General features: G+C 65.0%; 21 protein-coding genes. 5 read left to right on the top strand and 16 right to left on the bottom strand.

Annotation, left to right across the window (positions count from 1 at the left end; translation table 11 throughout):
* Window position 1 precedes the first annotated feature (1 nt).
* Both AC07EQ_RS38995 and AC07EQ_RS38990 read left to right on the top strand, forming a co-directional pair.
* The gene (locus tag AC07EQ_RS38995; RefSeq protein WP_478392881.1) at window positions 2-1,015 is read left to right on the top strand and encodes a ketoacyl-ACP synthase III family protein; all 1,014 of its coding nucleotides are present in this window, start codon (window positions 2-4) and stop codon (window positions 1,013-1,015) included.
* A gap of 425 nt (window positions 1,016-1,440) precedes the next feature.
* The gene (locus AC07EQ_RS38990; RefSeq protein ID WP_478392837.1) at window positions 1,441-1,770 is read left to right on the top strand and encodes a hypothetical protein; all 330 of its coding nucleotides are present in this window, start codon (window positions 1,441-1,443) and stop codon (window positions 1,768-1,770) included.
* Window positions 1,771-1,873: 103 nt separating this feature from the next.
* On the opposite strand, the gene AC07EQ_RS38985 is transcribed toward AC07EQ_RS38990, so the two are convergent.
* From AC07EQ_RS38985 to AC07EQ_RS38970, 4 genes are read right to left on the bottom strand one after another with little or no spacing between them, the layout of a single operon-like run.
* Window positions 1,874-2,926: an LLM class flavin-dependent oxidoreductase gene (locus AC07EQ_RS38985; RefSeq protein ID WP_478392836.1), complete on the bottom strand. Its 1,053-nt coding sequence runs from the start codon at window positions 2,924-2,926 to the stop codon at window positions 1,874-1,876.
* The gene (locus AC07EQ_RS38980) at window positions 2,907-4,094 is read right to left on the bottom strand and encodes an MAB_1171c family putative transporter (protein WP_478392835.1); all 1,188 of its coding nucleotides are present in this window, start codon (window positions 4,092-4,094) and stop codon (window positions 2,907-2,909) included. The genes AC07EQ_RS38985 and AC07EQ_RS38980 overlap by 20 nt, the downstream gene beginning before the upstream one ends.
* Window positions 4,091-5,068 carry a hypothetical protein gene (locus AC07EQ_RS38975; RefSeq protein ID WP_478392834.1) on the bottom strand — a complete coding sequence of 326 codons (978 nt, stop codon included), beginning with the start codon at window positions 5,066-5,068 and terminating at the stop codon, window positions 4,091-4,093. The genes AC07EQ_RS38980 and AC07EQ_RS38975 overlap by 4 nt, the downstream gene beginning before the upstream one ends.
* Window positions 5,065-5,613, bottom strand: a complete 549-nt coding sequence (locus tag AC07EQ_RS38970; protein ID WP_478392833.1) for a hypothetical protein — start codon at window positions 5,611-5,613, stop codon at window positions 5,065-5,067. Before AC07EQ_RS38970 ends, AC07EQ_RS38975 begins: the two co-directional genes overlap by 4 nt.
* Before the next feature lie 304 nt (window positions 5,614-5,917).
* Between AC07EQ_RS38970 and AC07EQ_RS38965 the strand changes: the two genes are divergently transcribed.
* Complete coding sequence (locus AC07EQ_RS38965) at window positions 5,918-6,337, top strand: WhiB family transcriptional regulator (RefSeq protein ID WP_478392832.1); 420 nt, start codon at window positions 5,918-5,920, stop codon at window positions 6,335-6,337.
* A 294-nt stretch (window positions 6,338-6,631) separates the two neighbouring features.
* Here the strand turns inward: AC07EQ_RS38965 and AC07EQ_RS38960 are convergent, their stop codons facing one another.
* From AC07EQ_RS38960 to AC07EQ_RS38910, 11 genes are all read right to left on the bottom strand, one after another.
* Window positions 6,632-7,006, bottom strand: a complete 375-nt coding sequence (locus AC07EQ_RS38960; protein WP_478392831.1) for a DUF6188 family protein — start codon at window positions 7,004-7,006, stop codon at window positions 6,632-6,634.
* Window positions 7,007-7,012: 6 nt separating this feature from the next.
* The gene (locus AC07EQ_RS38955) at window positions 7,013-8,224 is read right to left on the bottom strand and encodes a WXG100 family type VII secretion target (protein ID WP_478392830.1); all 1,212 of its coding nucleotides are present in this window, start codon (window positions 8,222-8,224) and stop codon (window positions 7,013-7,015) included.
* On the bottom strand, window positions 8,221-8,550 hold the full coding sequence (locus tag AC07EQ_RS38950; RefSeq protein ID WP_478392829.1) for a hypothetical protein: 330 nt from the start codon (window positions 8,548-8,550) through the stop codon (window positions 8,221-8,223). The genes AC07EQ_RS38955 and AC07EQ_RS38950 overlap by 4 nt, the downstream gene beginning before the upstream one ends.
* A 731-nt stretch (window positions 8,551-9,281) precedes the next feature.
* On the bottom strand, window positions 9,282-9,767 hold the full coding sequence (locus AC07EQ_RS38945) for a hypothetical protein (RefSeq protein ID WP_478392828.1): 486 nt from the start codon (window positions 9,765-9,767) through the stop codon (window positions 9,282-9,284).
* Window positions 9,768-9,776: 9 nt separating this feature from the next.
* Complete coding sequence (locus tag AC07EQ_RS38940) at window positions 9,777-10,052, bottom strand: helix-turn-helix domain-containing protein (RefSeq protein WP_478392827.1); 276 nt, start codon at window positions 10,050-10,052, stop codon at window positions 9,777-9,779.
* Window positions 10,053-10,128: 76 nt separating this feature from the next.
* Entirely contained in the window at window positions 10,129-10,857 is a 729-nt protein-coding gene (locus AC07EQ_RS38935) for a coenzyme F420-0:L-glutamate ligase (protein ID WP_478392826.1), read from the bottom strand.
* Window positions 10,854-11,045, bottom strand: coding sequence for a hypothetical protein (locus AC07EQ_RS38930; protein WP_478392825.1), 192 nt, complete (start codon window positions 11,043-11,045; stop codon window positions 10,854-10,856). Before AC07EQ_RS38930 ends, AC07EQ_RS38935 begins: the two co-directional genes overlap by 4 nt.
* 648 nt (window positions 11,046-11,693) lie before the next feature.
* Window positions 11,694-12,002, bottom strand: coding sequence for a hypothetical protein (locus tag AC07EQ_RS38925; protein WP_478392824.1), 309 nt, complete (start codon window positions 12,000-12,002; stop codon window positions 11,694-11,696).
* A gap of 476 nt (window positions 12,003-12,478) precedes the next feature.
* A complete protein-coding gene (locus AC07EQ_RS38920) occupies window positions 12,479-12,640 on the bottom strand; it encodes a hypothetical protein (RefSeq protein ID WP_478392823.1) in 162 nt (53 codons plus the stop codon).
* Window positions 12,641-12,888: 248 nt separating this feature from the next.
* Complete coding sequence (locus tag AC07EQ_RS38915; protein WP_478392822.1) at window positions 12,889-13,236, bottom strand: hypothetical protein; 348 nt, start codon at window positions 13,234-13,236, stop codon at window positions 12,889-12,891.
* A 577-nt stretch (window positions 13,237-13,813) separates the two neighbouring features.
* Window positions 13,814-14,080 (bottom strand): hypothetical protein, encoded by a 267-nt coding sequence (locus tag AC07EQ_RS38910; RefSeq protein ID WP_478392821.1) that lies wholly within the window; start codon window positions 14,078-14,080, stop codon window positions 13,814-13,816.
* A 192-nt stretch (window positions 14,081-14,272) separates the two neighbouring features.
* Here AC07EQ_RS38910 and AC07EQ_RS38905 point away from each other — a divergent pair, with 192 nt between their 5' ends.
* The gene (locus AC07EQ_RS38905; RefSeq protein WP_478392820.1) at window positions 14,273-15,163 is read left to right on the top strand and encodes a helix-turn-helix domain-containing protein; all 891 of its coding nucleotides are present in this window, start codon (window positions 14,273-14,275) and stop codon (window positions 15,161-15,163) included.
* 9 nt (window positions 15,164-15,172) lie between these two features.
* Entirely contained in the window at window positions 15,173-15,547 is a 375-nt protein-coding gene (locus AC07EQ_RS38900) for a DUF397 domain-containing protein (RefSeq protein WP_478392819.1), read from the top strand.
* Window positions 15,548-15,747: 200 nt separating this feature from the next.
* Here the strand turns inward: AC07EQ_RS38900 and AC07EQ_RS38895 are convergent, their stop codons facing one another.
* The gene (locus AC07EQ_RS38895) at window positions 15,748-16,350 is read right to left on the bottom strand and encodes a Scr1 family TA system antitoxin-like transcriptional regulator (RefSeq protein WP_478392818.1); all 603 of its coding nucleotides are present in this window, start codon (window positions 16,348-16,350) and stop codon (window positions 15,748-15,750) included.
* Window positions 16,351-16,579: the final 229 nt, after the last annotated feature.

Here is a 16,579-nt window from a genome sequence, read left to right as displayed (position 1 = left end):
CATGCGACACCATGGGATCACGATCAACGGCATCGGAGCAACCACCGGCAACCTCATGACCGCCGCCGACGCCATCCAAGCCGGCCACTACAGCGCACAGCAGGCCCACCGGAACCAGCAGGACTCCGTTGCGGTCGCACCAGAATGCACCGGGCCCGAGCTCGCGACACGCGCAGGACGCCAAGCCCTCCACGGCTTCCACCGCCGCCTGGACCTGCACCTCCACTCGACAATCCACGACCCGGGCATCGATTTCTGGTCGCCCAACTGCTTTGTCGCCGGCCAGCTCGGTCTCGATACGACCATGACCCTTGCGGTCAACGGCATGTCTAACAGCATGGTCGCCGGACTCGAATTGGCCGCCAACGTCCTCAAAGGTCAACCCGGTCAGGCCGTGCTCCTCACCGCCGGCGACACCTTCCACACGCCCCTGTTCGACCGCTGGCAAACCGACCCCGGCATCACCTACGGCGACGCCGGAGCCGCCGTCCTCCTCCAACGCGACTCCCAGGACGATGCTGTGGCCGAATTGGTCTCCACCACCTCCTGCGCGCAACCCCAGCTGGAAGGCCTCCATCGCGGCAACACCGGCTGGTACAACGGAAACACCTACAGGCCGCCGATCCAGCTCCGCCAGCGAAAAGCACGCTGGCTGGCCACCCACGACGGCCCCGGCAGTCTCGAGACGCTCAACGCGACCGCCGTCGGCGCCGTCGTCAAGCAAGCGCTGTATGACGCCGACCTCGAACCCGACGACCTCCGCTACCTGCTCTGCCCGCACTACGGAGCCCCGCTGACCCACCGGCACTGCCTCGCACCACTCGGCATCCCCGAAGTACGCAGCACTGCCTTCCTCGCCCGACGCTACGGCCACATGGGCGCCTGCGACCACATCGTCGACCTCCACCACCTCCTCGCTCGACGCCTCGTCACCGCCGGAGATCACATCGGCCTGCTGGGCATCGGCGTCGGCATGACCTGGACCGCGGCCATCCTCCGCATCACCACCAACTAGCCACCGCCGGCCCACAAAAAGCACCACCCAGGGCGAATTCTCGCCCGGGAGAACTGCGCCTAAAAAGAGAAGGAGAGAACGATAATGAACAAAGAAACCCAGCATCTCCGCAAGGCGGCCACGAACAGGATACGAGCCGCGTTGGTCGCCGTCCTGACGATGCTGCCCGTCCCCGGAGCCGTGCCCGTGGCTCAAGCCACCGCCCCCGATGACGACTGCATCGCAGGGTCATGCGGACTGCCGCACTGGGAAGAGCCGCGTCAGGGACTCCCAAACAAGTACGTGCTGTGATGCACTGCTGAATCCCTCACGATCACCGGAATCCTGCCACTGGGATCAGTCTTCAACACATCCCGGTCGGCGAAGTTTCTCCTCTGCATTAACGAAATCCCTGACCGTAAGTCTGGTTATGAGAGGAATGTTCGATGCGCAAAAAGTACGGTGCTGCCGTGAACCTGGCAGCTGCCGCGGGAACCCTGATGCTAGGCCTCACCGGCACAGCCCACGCGGACGGCGCCTGCCCGCCCGGCACCGCGCTGTCCATTCAAGACGGTGCCCGCATTCGCCGCGCCGCAGACCTGCAGTCGCCCGTCGACGGCGTCTACTACAAGGACCATGCCTACCGTGTGCACCAGCTCGTCGGCGGGGCCCCCACAACGCCTGACTGGGTCAACCTGACCGACGACACAACCCGGGTCATCGGCTGGGTACACGGCAGTGTCGCCGCTTGCCTCGGCCTCACACCGCCCGGCTGACCGAACAAGGCAGGCGTCGACTACCGCTAACAACTAAACAGCAGCTGACCAGCGCGGCCCTCGATCAAGCAATCGAGGGCCGCGTTGGTCGATCTTCCAGTCTTTAAGCGACGGGCTTGCCGAGTTTGCGGATACTGTTGCCGAACGCGCTGGCTTCGGAACTGAACGGGAGCGAGCTGAGTAGTTCGTAGGATCGGCGGCGATCGGTGTGGTTGTAGACCGGTGTGGTCACCATGATCTCGTCGGCGCCGGTCTCGTCGAGCAGGGTGTTCAGCTTGCTGCGCACAGTGGCGGGCGAGCCCACCACGACGCTGTGGGAACGCTCGGCGATCTCCTTGCGGTCTGCGGAGGTGTAGGCGTACGCGGCCGCGTCTTCCGGGCTGGGCAGCAGGATCCGCTTGCCTTGGATGCGGCTGAGCACCTTCAGTCGAGTTGAGCCCGCGAGCCATTCGGCGCGCTCGTCGGTGTCTGCGGCAATGACCGAGATGCTGACGATGATCTGCGGGGCCGGCGACGTCGGCGAAGGCTGGAACGAGTCCCGATACATCCGGACCGCTTCTAGGCCGTCCGGGTTGAGGTGGTGGGCGAACGCGTAGGGCAAGCCGACCGAGCCTGCGAGCTCGGCGCTGGCAGTGCTTGAGCCGAGAATCCACACATTCGGCCGGTTTCCGGCGGCAGGCACTGCTGTGACGGTCTGGTCCTCTGTTGGATCGAAGTAGCTGAGCAGTTCCTGCAGCAGCTCGCCAAATGACACATCGTTGTGCGGGCGTGGACCGCGGATTGCGGCGGTGGCATGAGACGGCCCGCCTGGTGCGCGACCGAGTCCAAGATCAATCCGGCCGGGATTCAGTGCCTCCAGAGTCCCGAACTGCTCTGCGACCACCAGCGGCGCGTGGTGGGGCAAGAGAACCCCGCCGGATCCCACGCGCATGCGGCGAGTGGCACTGGCTATCTGGCCCACCAGCACTGCGGGAGCAGAGCTGGCGACTCCGCGCATACTGTGGTGTTCGGGCACCCAGTACCGGTAATAGCCCAGTTCTTCGGTAAATCGGGCCAGATCGAGAGTGTTGAGGAGGGCCTGTCGAGCAGTGGAGCCCTGCACGATCGGTGAAGTGTCCAGGACGGACAGACGCACGTCAGCCTCCGGCATGGCCATTCTCCAACTCCTTTCGGATCGCGCCGCGCTTTGCCAGCTCTGCAGCGAGTCCGATCATCCACTGTGCTCGACGGCGCCAACTGCCGTGGAAGTCAGGCTCCACGCGCGGATATGGCGGCTCAGTGGGCTCAGGCTCATCGCCGGCCCACCGCGCGTCACGAGCCTGCGCACGCCGCCGCAATGCCGCCTCCACCATGTTCGCCGCCACGACTGGGTCGCGAGGATCGCCTTTTGGTTCCGGACAGTCTCTAGCAAGTTCGGCCAAGCCGTCGGTGATCTCGGCAGTGATTCGTTCGAAGTCGCCGTCGCTGCTGCGACGATCGCCGCTGTGCGGGGCGTCCAAGGCGATGTGCGGGAACTCCTCGGTCAGCTTCTTCCACAACGGACGCATCTCGGTGGCGTAGCGGGTTCGGAGAGCCTGCTCGTAACGCGTTCTGATCGCGAACACAGCGGTGGCCAACGGTGCCAGTGCCAGCCCCAACGCCAGCAACAGTTGGCCACCGAGCTGGCCCGTGGAGTACAGCGTGCTCAGAATTTCTAGCTTGGCGTGGGGTGCGACGGTCCGAATGGCTTGCCGGGCCAGCGAGATCGCGTTGACTCCCAGTGCCATTGCGGCGCTGCCGACGATCACGACCCAGAATGCGGCGCGAGCCCACGGATGCTCCAGCCGCGTGAGATATCTGCTGGCCCGGCGGACCCCGAGAAACCACGCGCCCAACGAATACCCGTCGACGGCGAGGTAGAAACCCGCACGTTGCCATGTCCGGTACTGGCCACTTCCGGTTTCCGTCGGCCACACAGCCAGCATCACCACCATCGTGGTTACCGCGGCAGCCAGTACGCCAAGCTCGAGCCATGCTGCGCGGGCACGTGCGGACACGGGCTTGCTGGTGTCCGCGAGAAGGAAGTACGCAGCCCATGCGTAGGCCATCGCCATCCAGCACCCGTTGATCAACGGCGTCCACGCACTGCCGAAGAACTCTTTGACCGGAGCCAACATGGGCGTGCGGATGCCGACCGTGGCCGCGAACGCCAAGCACAGCAGCCCGGGCACCAGCACCCGCAGTGCGAGATCGTGCCGCCTTCGTGTCAGCTGGAGAAGCTCCCAGATCGCGACCGCCACGATTACGGCAGCCTTGAGCCACCGCAGCGCCAGCTCGGCACTCATGTTCGTTCCTGATCCAGGGCGACGAAGCCGAACGCGGCAGCGATGCTGCGCTCCGCCGCACCGACATCCGCGGGCAGATCGTTCGGCCGCGGTCGCTGACGCGACATCGTTACAAGGAGACGAGCTCCGACCTCAGCCTCCCACTCGCGCCAGTCGGCATAGGCGCCCTGGGAATCCGGAGCTTTTGAGGCTGCGACCCCGCACGTCAGTGACTCGCCGACGTCCAGGTGCTCGCGGACCAGATGGATCAGTTCGTGAAAGATCACCAGATCGCGTTGCGGTGTTGGGGCTGCCCGCTCGTACAGGATGGAATCCGCCCGCCGCTGTTGCGCGACATGACCTACAGAGGTGGTAGCACCGAGATCGACTCCCCGGACCTTGATAGGCCGGCCACGGTACTTCCCGAGTCGGTGACACAGATCGACCGGGTCGAGTGATGGACGCATCCCGAGGGAGATGATCAGGTTCTGGCACAGCGCCTGCATCTGTGTCACGTTCAACGGCCCCGTGAGCGCCGAGCTCCAGATTCGGCCGCCGTCAACGTCGTCGCGCGACGCGTGATATTCGGCCCCGGCCGCAGACGAAGTTCGGAGTCCCAGGCTTCGGCCGAGCTCGTCCCACCGCGATACGGCAGACGGCGCGAACGCGCGACAGATCCGAAATCCGTCGAGACCCCAGTCATGCAGCGCGCGTTTGAGAACGGCCTCGTGCGCTCGAGCAACTTCGGTTGGATCGGCCCCGAAGAAGGCAGAATCGACTCCGAAAAATTTGGCGATGACACCAAGCTGCTCCGTGTTCGCGTGCTCGCCAGCGCGTAGACGGGCGACAGCATCGCCGCTCATTCCGACCGCTTGACCGACCTCATCGTCGGTGTACGGCCGCCAGCCGACAATGGGGTCCCTCACCTCGGCCACGTTGAACAGCCAATTCAGCCGTCCTGCTACCGACCCAGCGTCGCCTTCGGCATCGGTCATGCACGTGTCCTCCCCCCAGCCTCCTCGTCCTCGTCCCCGTCGTCGAGCAGAGCGCGAGCGAGTGCGCGCATCATCGCAGCCTGCTCACGCGCGGCCGTGACATTGGTGGCCCCGCGGTGTCCGACTTTCGTGACGCCCGACTCCTTCATCGCCTGCTGCAGCTCCTCGGTTGCCGCCCGCAGCTCCTGGAGGGCCCGGCGATCAGCCGCGATCTTGGCATGTAGCTTCTCCTCCCGCACGGCCAACTCAGTCTCGACCTCCGCAGCCACGGCGGGATCGGTGAAGTAGCCGACACGAACCTCGAAGAACCAGGCAACGGTTTCGAGCGTGCGCACGGTGGGGTTGGTCTTCACCCCCCTGCGCAGCTCGGAAAGATGCGACTCAGACAGTTCCCGCCCGGACGCCTTGCAGGCGGCAACGACTTCCCGATTGGTAAACGTTCGCTCCGGGGCATGTGGGGGCCGTTGCACCTCGAACAGGCGATTGAGCCGACTGCCTAAGGTCGGCGACGCAGCCGAAGGCGTTTGCTCGGAGCTGTTCGTCATCACATCTCTCCACTTCAGCGTTACCCGCAAGCATGACATCCCCGACCCAACCGCGCCAGCGACGCAAAACCCAGCTTGCAGCGACATTGATGCGTAGTAGCGTAGCGATCAGTGGAGAAAGTCAAGATCATACTTCGCTGAGGGTGAGGCTCGTTCGTCCCCATTGGCGCAGGTGGGCGGAAGGCAAGGCACTGAGGCCCGCGTGAACGACACCGCCGTCTCGAGCGGTAAAAGCATGCCCCGCGCTGATCGACGCAAGCACACATGAGCGACGGGATCTTTGATTCACATATTGGGGGTCGCCGTGTTTGATCAAGAAATAGGAGAACTCCAGACGGAAGTACGCCGGCGTGGCCGCTGCGTCACGTCCGTCACCCAGGACAGATGGTTTCCAGCGCTGGCCCGCGGCACCGAATCGGCGGAGTACCAGCGGCGTCAAGCTGCCCACGCGTGTGCGGGCTGTCCAGTTAAGACCGAATGCCTCGCCATCGCCCTGACCTACGAAAGCGACGAGGGCACGAGCTGGGGGATCTGGGGAGGCGTGTGCGCACGTGACCGCCAGCAGGCCATCCAACACGTGACACTGCGACCACACCGCAGGCCCGATGCAGTCACTCTCGCACAGCAGCTGCTGGCAACCCTGGACACCAGCTCGAGGCCCGCACAAAATCCCCGACTCCAATTCGGTTCGCGCAACTCTCACTCGAGTGGGCGCATTGCCTGAATGAGAGACCCTAAACACGAGCAACGAATCGATCACCCCTGCCAACACTGCCAAGCAGGCGCCGATCACTGAGATCATCCGTGGGTACGCCTGGGCCGCCGATGCCTGCCAATGCCGAGAAAACGAATCACGGCAACGCCGACGAGCCCTTCCCCTGCAAGACCCTGATATCGGCGCACCACCAGGCAATCACTCATGCGGCACTACGGGTGCTCTGCACACCCATAGCTCACCTCGGAAGGGACTACGTCGTCGGAACCGCGGTTATCTGCGGGCCCGACTAATGCCACCTGATTAGGCCTGGCTCGCTTTCCAGGTGGCGAGCTCGCCGCCGGGCATGCACACGACCTTCATCCCGCCGGGTCCGGCTACGGTCCAAGCTTCGTAGGTGGGACTGGGGTACGCACGAAGTTCGTCCCCGCTGGCGAACCTCACGACGAGCGTGCCATCACTCTCAATGTATCCCTTGCTGATGACCTGATCAGCAAGGGATCGCAGATCGTCGGAGTCCGCATTGGACGGATCCGGAGAGAAACTCAGCACGCCGTGGGATGTCCGCAGCGTGTAGTCGTTTTCGATGCGGAACTCGTACCCCCCGCTGGTCCCGAAGGACACTGTGTAGTCGAAGCTCTGCTCGGTGAGCCGTTGCCCCTGCAGGTTGAGGTCCATTTTTCCTTACCAGCCTTCCGGAACCGGGTAGGAGCCGTCAGGACGTAGAGGGATGTGCGTTTCAGAGTTGGGCCCCGGCTTTCCGTTGAGCCCCACTGGTTGCCCATGTTCATTGTAGAACCGGACGTACCCGTCCGGATAACCCGGCTTCGGATCCATCACTCGCACCATGTTCGCGTTACCGCTTGAACCCGGATCCTGGTAGACGGTTCCCTTTCCGTTGTCTGCGGTTCGGGCTTCCCAGCCGTCCTTGACCCCGGGCGGGTTGCCGTCGACATCCGTGGAGCTGTTGTCGTGTCTATCGAGTGGCTCGACGTGGTCATCGCCTGCCGCGTTGGTGGCGATGTTCATCGCGGCGGCACCGACCATGGTCGCTCCGGTCGCGATACCGGCTGCGGAGACCACGTTGAGCGGGACCCCGCCAATCGCTCCGACGCCGGTGGCATCTAGGGCAATCCCGAGTCCTTCACCACCAGCGCTGACGGCCATCAGCCCGATGCCCGCTGCCGCCATGGCGACATCGGTGGGATGGTTGAGCATGGCGTTGCCGACCGAGGCGAGGTCATTGACGGCGTGGGTGCCGATGTTGACGAGTCCGTCGCCGATATCGCCGAGGACGTCGCCGACGTCGTCCCAGAATCCGGGGCGTTCCGGCGCTTTGTCTCGGGCGCGACCAAGCGTATCGGCTGCCGCGTCTCCGGCGGCACGGAGCTGGCCTCGGGCGCGGTCAAGGATCCTGCGTGCCTCTGCGCGTTTGGCTTCCCCCGGGTCGTTGAACGGAATCACCGGTGCTGTGGTGGGCGCGCCATTCTCTGCTCTGGCAGCAGCGTCTTGTTCAGCTTGACGTACCGCTTGGTCGTGCTGCTCTTTGGCCCTCTGAGTTGATGCTTCTCCCTCGTCCCACAACCGGATGGCATCCTGTGCCTGTGTCTGCGCCCAAGACAAGGTCGAGGCATATCCGGCGAGAGCGCCTGCGCCGTCCTGGAAGGCGTCGCCGGCTTCGGACCACTTGGGTGGTTCGCCGTCGAAGACCTCGCGGAAGCTGTCGGCCGCAGCGCCACTCCAGCCCTCGGCTATGTTGATGCGTCGCAGCCCTGACCCGGCGTCGTGCAGGGCTTCGCCGTAGGTGGTCATTTGCTGCGCGATGGTCTGGAGCGCGCCGACATCACCTGGTATGAGAGCCTTCGGGTCCTTGGTGATTCCTAGTTCCGCTGTCATCGCGGGCCGGCGGGATCGGGTCCGGTAGACCGGTCGATGATGCCCGCGAGTTGTTCCTGGGCGTCCTGATCGACTTTTTGGTAGGTCTCGACACAGTACGTCAGCTGGCCTGCGATCGCCTGCTCATCCTTTGCCAGGTTCGTGACACCGAGTTGCCACCGGTCGCAGAAGTCCGTGATCGTTCCGGCTAACCGGTCGTGCCCCACGATTGCGCCGTCGCCGTCGATCGTGTCGACCCGGTGTCGCGCCAGCTGGCTCAACGTCTGGTTCACTCCATCGCTGGCCTGCGCTAACGCCTTGAGGTCGACGTGGAATCCGTCAGCCATCGCAGCCCTCGTCCCTTCCCTGCGCCAACAAGCTTCTCCAACCGGAGAAAGACACTGGCCGCTTTCCTCGATCAACAGTTTTCCAATATTATTGCTGGCATCACATTGTGAGTTTTTTGGCGATTCGCGTTACTTCCGAGTCCAACCAGCGTGGCCACGCTAAACACCCGCCCAGTGAGAATCCGCGGTTTGACGATCATTCACACGAAGGGACCAACAGGATGGGTACCATCCAGAGCCCAGCCAGTCTGTGGGCCATCTACTGGCGTCCGATATGAGGCATTTCGGCTCATAGAGAGCAAAGCTCTTGCGACTTGGACGATCCGAGCCGCGGCGGCTCCATCCCTAAACGTTGACGGCAAGGTGCGGAGCTTGTCGTGGAGAGCGGCCTGGCGGGTTATCCAGGATTCGGCGGTAGTGGTGATGCCTTGGCCGGGGAGGACGCGGTGGCCGAAGGTTCCTTCTACTTCTGGCAGCGTGAGGATCACGGAGCCCGTGAAGATGCCCAGCATCACCATGCAGCCAAGGAAGCAGCCGCGAGGGCCAACAGGTTTGTCGTCGTGGACAAGAAGAATCCAGTTAACGGCGTCCAATGCCGGGCTCCTCCAATGTCTGTCGCCATCGCGCGGACGGACCTGTGCGCCACTCACACAGCCGGTGCCTCAGCGATCGCGTCCAGCGGGCACGGGAGGCGGCCCGCCACTTCCGGATCACGGCGCGAAGCCAGCGCATCAGCGCACCTCCTGCGCGGGCGAAGGGCGCGGTCCGGCCGGCGAAGGGGTGGTGCCGCAGCGGACGTGCTTGGTGGGCCTGGCTGCCAGCCAGGCCCACGCGTGCTCGGTGTCCTCTGGGAGGGAGGAGTCCGGGAGCACCGCGGTGTGCGGGCAGATGATCACCTCGTGTCCGGTGCGGTGTAGCACGGCGCGGACCTCGCGTGCCCAGGCCCAGATCGCGCAGGGGGTGGCGGTCATGCCGCGGGAGAGCACCATGGGGGGCATCACTGCCAGGCCCTGCTCCAGGACGTAGGCGCGGCCGTCGTTGACCAACCACCGCCCGAGCTCGGTCAGGCGCTGCACGAGCACGGGCAAAGGCGCTTGAGTGCAGCGGTGTTTGAGCGGCAGCACCCTGTTCTTGACGGTCCAGGCCGCGGTCATGCCGCGGGAGTCCGCGCGCAGCACGAGCTCTGCGGGGTCCGGGTCCCGACGCGGGAGTGCCATCGTCACTGGTCAACATCCTTGCGCCGCGATGGCCGTGGTCCACGGGAGGTTCCCGGGGGCGGGTGCCTTGGCGGGTTCGGGGGTCAGGAGTTCGTCGATGCCGCAGTCGAGGGCTTTGCAGATGACCGCGAGGTCGCTGAGCTTGACGCTGGTGGGCTGGCGGGACCACAGGCCGGACATCTTCCCGGCCGAGATCACGAGACCGTGTCGGGCGAGAAGTTCTTGCACCTGGACGGCTTTCCAGATGCCGCGCTTGGCGGCCGCCATGCGCAGGTTCCAGTACATCGAGCGGTTCCTTTCCACACATCAGGCCAGCCGGGAGTTCCGGGTGGCGAAAGAGGTTTGTTCGTCGGGGGCGTGGTCACGGGGCGGCGTGCAGGACGGAGGTCACGCCGGTGTCGCTGTGGGTGAAGCGGATGCCGCGCAGCAGGGCGACGGGGGCGCCGCGGCCGCGCTGGCCGAGCAGGAGCCCGGCGGCCGCGGCCACGAGGTCGACGAGCGTCTCGTGCTGGCGCGTGCCCTGGTGTTCGGTGGTGCGCAGCGGGTGGATTCCGGCGGCGCCGAGTGCGATCACGGTGGAGCCGTGCCGGTCGGGGCGGCCGTCGGAGTCGGCGATGACCACGGCGAGCCCGCTGGCGCCGGTGGCGTGGTGGAGGGCGTCGCGCAGCCGGCGGGCGGAGGCGTCGGGGTCGGCGGGCAGCAGCACCGCGCGGTCGTGGTCGCCGTCTTGGTCCACTCCGGCGCTGGTGAGCTCGTAGCCGAGGTGGTGGTGAGCGATGAGGGGCCCGGTCGGGCCCGCGAGCCGGTGGGAGACCGACTCATCCAGGATGATCTGCACGAGTTCGGCGGGTTTCCCGGTGAGGTAGGCCAGGAGGCGGGCGTGGCGGCTCGGGGTGATTCCGGTGTAGGCGACCGTGCGCCGTTCCGACAACGACACCACTTTGCTGGCGACGACAAGGACGTCACCGGGCGCGAGCTGCTCGCCGAGCGAGGCGAGCACGCCGAGGACCGGGCCGACGAGGTCGTCGCCATCGCCGAGTTCGGGGATCTCCAGCGCGCGGCCCCGGAAGTCGCTGGTGGCGGCGGTCATACGGTGCTTGTCTCCTTCGTGGTGAGGGCGTCGAAGACGGTGGTCATCCAGGTGTGCAGCTGGGCCTGGCGCTGGTCCAGGGAGCTGACCGACCCGACGTGCAGCCAGGTGCGCGCCTGTTCACATAGGACGGCCACAACGTCGCGGCGGTGTCGGTGGCGGGGATGCCAGTGGCGACCGTGTGCCAAGCGGTGGCCACCACCTCCGGCCACGGCATCCCGTCGGCCGCGCGGTGTTTCAGCGCCGCCAGGCGTTCGCGGCGGGCGGTGATCTCCGTGGGGGCGACCGTGCGGTGCGCGATCCGCGGCAGACCCAGCTCGACTGGGGCCAGGGTGCTGTGGCGGCCGGTGCCAGCAGGACCGGCACGGTGTCTTTGAAGTACCGCGGCAGGTTCGAAACAGCTGCCGCGTGTCGTTTGACGTGGGGCGCGCACACGGACCTCACTGGCCCGGTCGTGGCGGCGGCGTGCAGCAGGAACGCGGTGATGCCGCAGCCGCGCAGCTCGGCAGGAAGGGTGAGCCACCGGCGCCGGGCGGCGCGCCAGGCCCTCGGTGACAGCGCGACCTCGCCGGCCAGTGGCCGGGGGAGGTCGATGCCGAGGGTGGCGGCGGTGAGGGGGCGGGCGAGGTGGTGATCGAGGTTCTCCTCGTCCCACCACGTCGGGTGAAATCCGGGGAGCGGTGAACGGAAACCACTGCGTGCTCCTTGCGAAGGACCCGGCTGGCGACACGCCACCGGGGTCATGGCTGTTCGGGGTATAGCCCGGCGACGCGTCGCCAGCCAGTAGCTCGGCTCCCGGGCCGGGGGAGTGCTGGAAGCCGAGCTAGATATGGGATTCAGCGCAGGGCGTGACGCGGCTCGTCGGCTTCGTCGAATAGCGTGCGCCGTGCTGAGAGGTAGATCTTGCACGGAGATTTCGGTCGCCGCCACGGTTTCTGCCACCGCCACAAGGTTCGAGAACATGCCGGGCACTCACCGATCTCGTTCGGCTCGTGTTCGGCCATCAGGGTCCGCACGGCTTTGATGAGGTGCGGAACCTCTGAGCGAGCAACCGCGGTCACCGCTCGGTCATCACCCTCACAGACGACTCGCGCCACGTCGTCCAAACGCTGGCGCACCGATGTATAGAGCTCCTTCAGAAACACGTCCCACCCACCACGGTCGTTCGAAGTATGGGGGCGTAGTTCACATGTGACTCCCAGATCACCTCCCGAGCCGCAGCGAGCAAGTCGCGAAGCTGCTTGGCGTTCACCTCGAACCACTCACCAGGCGGCGGCTGCACTCCCACACGGCCATGAGCGAGCGGGAGAACCCGCAGAACCCGGGCGCGGTCCATCACATCGGTGCATCCGACCTCGTGCCGCTGGTTGCTGCAGGTCGATCGATCCTCTATGGACATTTGCTGTCTCCGTTTCGACGAACGCCGGATTCCGCCGTCATAGGGAAGCCAACGGAACGTGGGCACGTGGGGTCGGCGCAGAATGGCCGGATAGCGCGCGCAGTCGTCTTTGACGAGCGGCAGAGCGGTTTCGGTCAGCTATAGGATCCTCGTCTTCACAACGGCGAGGTCATCAGCCAAGTCACTGCGAAGCGCGACTGGTTCGTGAAGCGAGCGCCGGGGCTAATGCGCTGACCCGAAGGCGGCCTGGCCGAGCAAGTGACGCACCGTCAGCGTGCCTTCACCAGCCCCGCCGTGCTTGCCTCTCTCGACGCAGTAGCGGACCAGCAACCACGTCATGACTGAAAGAGCCGCGCCACTGAGTGCGATCAATGTGACAATCATCAGATGTTCTCCTTCTGCTGTCCTGCGAAGCAGTCAGATCGGCCGCGAAGTTGTAGTCGGTGAGCCGAACGGCCAGCAGGTCGTGCAGTGGCTCTGGCCCGGTCGTGGTGGCGAGGGCAGGCAGGCGGCACCGCATTCCGCGAGACCGAAGGTGCGTCCGGCACCGTGAAGGCGTTCGGCGTTCTCAGGTAGGACACGGTGGATGATGTGACCCGTCCAGAGGCCCGTCCACGCCTTCGCTGCACTGTTCAAAGTTCCTTGCTGGGAATCGATAGCGTGCTGGAAGCGCGGCGGGCCGGCATCGGTGCGCCGGGGTGTCCGTGCGGCGGCAGCGCCAGCAGTGCGTGAATCACTTCGGCAACGGTGCCGATTTCTTGCCACAGCGGGTCGCCATTCGGGTAGTCCTCAGCACGGATGCGTGCCGCGACGGCTTCGGACATCCCGCGCAAGGCGATGTTCTCGACCACGCCGTAGCTGCACCAGCGTTCTGCGTAGATCGCCTCGCCGAAGTGCATGAACCGGAACCGGGCATCAACGGCTCGCCGGAGGGCGGCGATGTGCGGGGCCATTTCGTCGGAGGGCGGTGTCAGCAGCATGATCGTTCCTCGGGGTGGTGCACGGCGGGCCTGCCGGATTCGGGGGCTTCACGGCAGACCCGCCGTGATCGGACCCTGCCCGGCCCGGTCGGGGGTCGGGTCGGGCAGGGAGTCTGAATAGTCGCCGGAACCAACTGTCGCGGCGGCAGCGGTGACGCGACTTCATGCGGAGATCGATGTCGGACGGCGTGACCCACGCCAGGAGGTAGGCCAGGCAGCGGGAACACTTCCGGCCCGGCGGGTTGGTCAGCGAGACCGTAAGGACCGGGTGACCGCAGACCGCCTCGACGCGGCCGGTGCCTTTCCCGATCGCCCGCGCGTTCTCCTCGTCGGTGACGGCGTGATCCTGCCTGTCAGCGCCACTGAGAACCCACATCACGTACAGGCGCTCGTCCTCGACGGTCATCAAAACCGCCTCCTTCAGGGCTATCCAGCCCTCCGTTCTCGATCGGTTTTCGGGGACGGGCGGCGCGCGAAGCCAGGGGTCTTGTCTAACCCCGGTTCGGCTCGACGCGGCGCCGCCCGCCACATGCGCCCAGACCGTCCCGCCTGGGGTCACAGGACGGCCGGGCGGGTCTCAGTTGTGGCGGGGCGCAATCGGAACGCTTTGGCGGCGCCGTCCCAGCCGCGCGATCTCGATTGCGGCAGCGAGCTCGCAAAGGTCGTCAGCCAGCGAGCGAGCCGCATCTGGTGTCAGGAACGAGGCTTCGGTCGGCGAAGCCAGGAGCACCACGCGGTCGGAGCTGATGTAGGTCGCGACGCTCGTCGTCCTGTTGGTGGAGTCGGTACACGCGACGTTTCTCCTGGTCGGATGCGCAAAGGTAGGGACGGCAGGGGTACTCATCGAGTGTCCTCCAATCATCAGTAGGCTTGTATCTGATCCGGGTAACTCTCCTGCTGTGATCTATTAACGGTAACCATAGGCAGATAATCAACCTTTGACTAGCCGTCCGATCGGGTGTGCTTGGGCGATACCCTCTGCGGAGGAGGGAGGTATCAGCCCGCCCGCCCGTTTACTGAGAGGCGCAACGCGACGATGGCAACCATCCGTACGGCCAAGAAGCTGCTACTCGGACGCGAGATTGCACACATGATGGAGACTGCGGGTGTCTCGCAATCAGAGGCTGCCAAGCTGATCGAGATGAGCCAAAGTCGGATCGCCAGCCTGATCAGCGGCGCGGGCAACATCGCTCCTGGCGACCTGATCCTCCTTGCCACCAAGCTCGGCTTCGCTGACGAGGGCTACCAGGAGGCACTGCGCGAGCTGCGACGCGACAACCACAAGCGCGGGTTCTGGACGACCGGCCACAACCGTGCCTACAGCGAGGACGTGCGCCTGCTGGTTGACCTGGAGAAGCACGCAGACCAGATCCGCTGGTCCCAAGTGGAAGTCGTCCCTGGCCTGTTGCAGTGCGAGCAATACGCTCGCGCCATGCACGCGACTCAGCCCGAGATCAATGGCCTGACCGTCGACGACTTGGTGAACGCCCGGCTCGCTCGGCAAGACATCTTGGACAAGGGCGAGCCGCCATCCGCTCAGTTCGTACTCTCCGAGTCGTGTTTGCGCCGCATGTGGGGTGGCGGACCCGAGGTCATGCGTGAGCAGCTTGATCACATCATCAAGCTCTCGAACCGACCGAATGTCATGATCCAGGTGATGCCTTACGCGGTCCTTCCTGGACGCCAGTCTCCGATCGGTAACCATTTCGTGCTTCTCCGCGTGCCCTCGCCTGGTCAGGCCGGGCCGCTGGAGCTGGCGTACATCGAAGGTGTAGGCGAGATCCGCTATCTCGATGACAAGAAGGCGCTCGCCAAACATGATGCAGCCTGGGCACGTCTGACTGCTGCCGCTCTGAACTTCGACCAGAGCCGGGAGTTCATTGAGCAGGTTGCCGCCGAGTTCAAGGAATATCCCCGACACCCCTAGGGAGACCGCATGAGTACGATCCCGCCATCGTTCGCTGAACCCGAATTCCGGAAGGCCACTCGCAGCCAGCCCAACCAGTCGTGCGTGTGCGTCGCCCGCCGAGGCGGCTGGGTCGAGCTGCGCGACTCCAAGACCACCTTCGGCGCTCCGAACGACCACCGAATCGTCTTCACCGCTGACGAGTTCGACGCCTACCTGGCCGACGAACGCGAAGGCCAGGCCGGCGGCCTGGCCCTGGAGATCACGCGCCGCGAAGACGGCATGTACCTCCTCCGGCGCACTGGTCAGGCGGGCATCGAGCTCGTCTTCACCGAGGCCGAAATTGTCGCTTTCCGAGACGGCATCGCCAAGCGCGAGTTCGACGCTATCGCTTACGCCGCATAGCTTTTCGGCCGACTGAAGGCCCTGCTGCCGCGCGCGACGGTGGCGGGGTCTTCGTCGTTGCGCCAGTCCGTCGATCGCTATACGTCGTCGAATGCGCGAACCTTCATGACGTCGAGGGCACTTCCTCGCCTTGCTGCTCCTGGAAGTTCTTAAGCGCATTGGTGATGAGTGTCCGTGCCGCCGATCCTGTCACTCACTGCTCAGTGTATAAACTGATTGATAGGTGTCCGGTATTCGGCGCCGTTCGGAATGACACCGAAAACTACCCGTGGTAATGACGTAACCGCTAAGAGTCGATCAAGCTGACCGATCATGACGTCAGCCCCGCCTACCATCGTCGTCAATGCTTGCTGCGCCAGAATGAAGTGGAACCGATGATCACCGTGGTAAAGGATCGTCTGGCGATCCATGCGCTCCGCGACGCCGTCTTCGAGGTCATCAGGCACCTCGTAGAATTCGATCACACGGCGCATGACCTCGCGGGCCGGAGCCCAGGTGGCCGCTACCGCCGCATCCGAACGCAGCCCGGTCTGGTCCAGCCACAGAATCACCGCCTGCTCTTTGCGGGCGCGGGCGGCGATCGCGGGATAGTCCTGTTCCACCCAGCGAGCCGCCGCTTCCGGATCTCTCTCGTAGGCGGCCCGGATCGGTTTCTGCGGCGACAGACCCCACGAGCGCAGGTACTTCCCGATCGTGACCCGCGAGAGCCGGATACCGAACCAGCGCTCGATCAGCTCCGTGACCTGCCCCCGGGTCCACACCAGCCCCGGCAGCGCCAGCTGATCGGGAAACTTGCCCACCACCTGCCACACTCTGAACCGATCCGCCGTTAATCAGACACTCCCCTGCGGCTAACCAGGGTAACTCTGTCTAAGCTTGGTTTTTAACCTCTGGCGTGGGTAGCACGGACCCGGTTGATCATGAACGCAGCCCTTGTTTGATCATTCCTCTTGCCACAGAAAGAAGATCGATCCAAGGGCTGCGATGGCTAGTGTGCACGATCCCGATCGTGAGGTTGCGTTCGGGGAGTTG

The sequence above is a fragment of the Saccharopolyspora sp. NPDC045839 genome, assembly GCF_056431645.1.
Note: the sequence above shows the minus strand (reverse complement) of the source record. Positions and strands in the feature narration are given on the sequence as shown.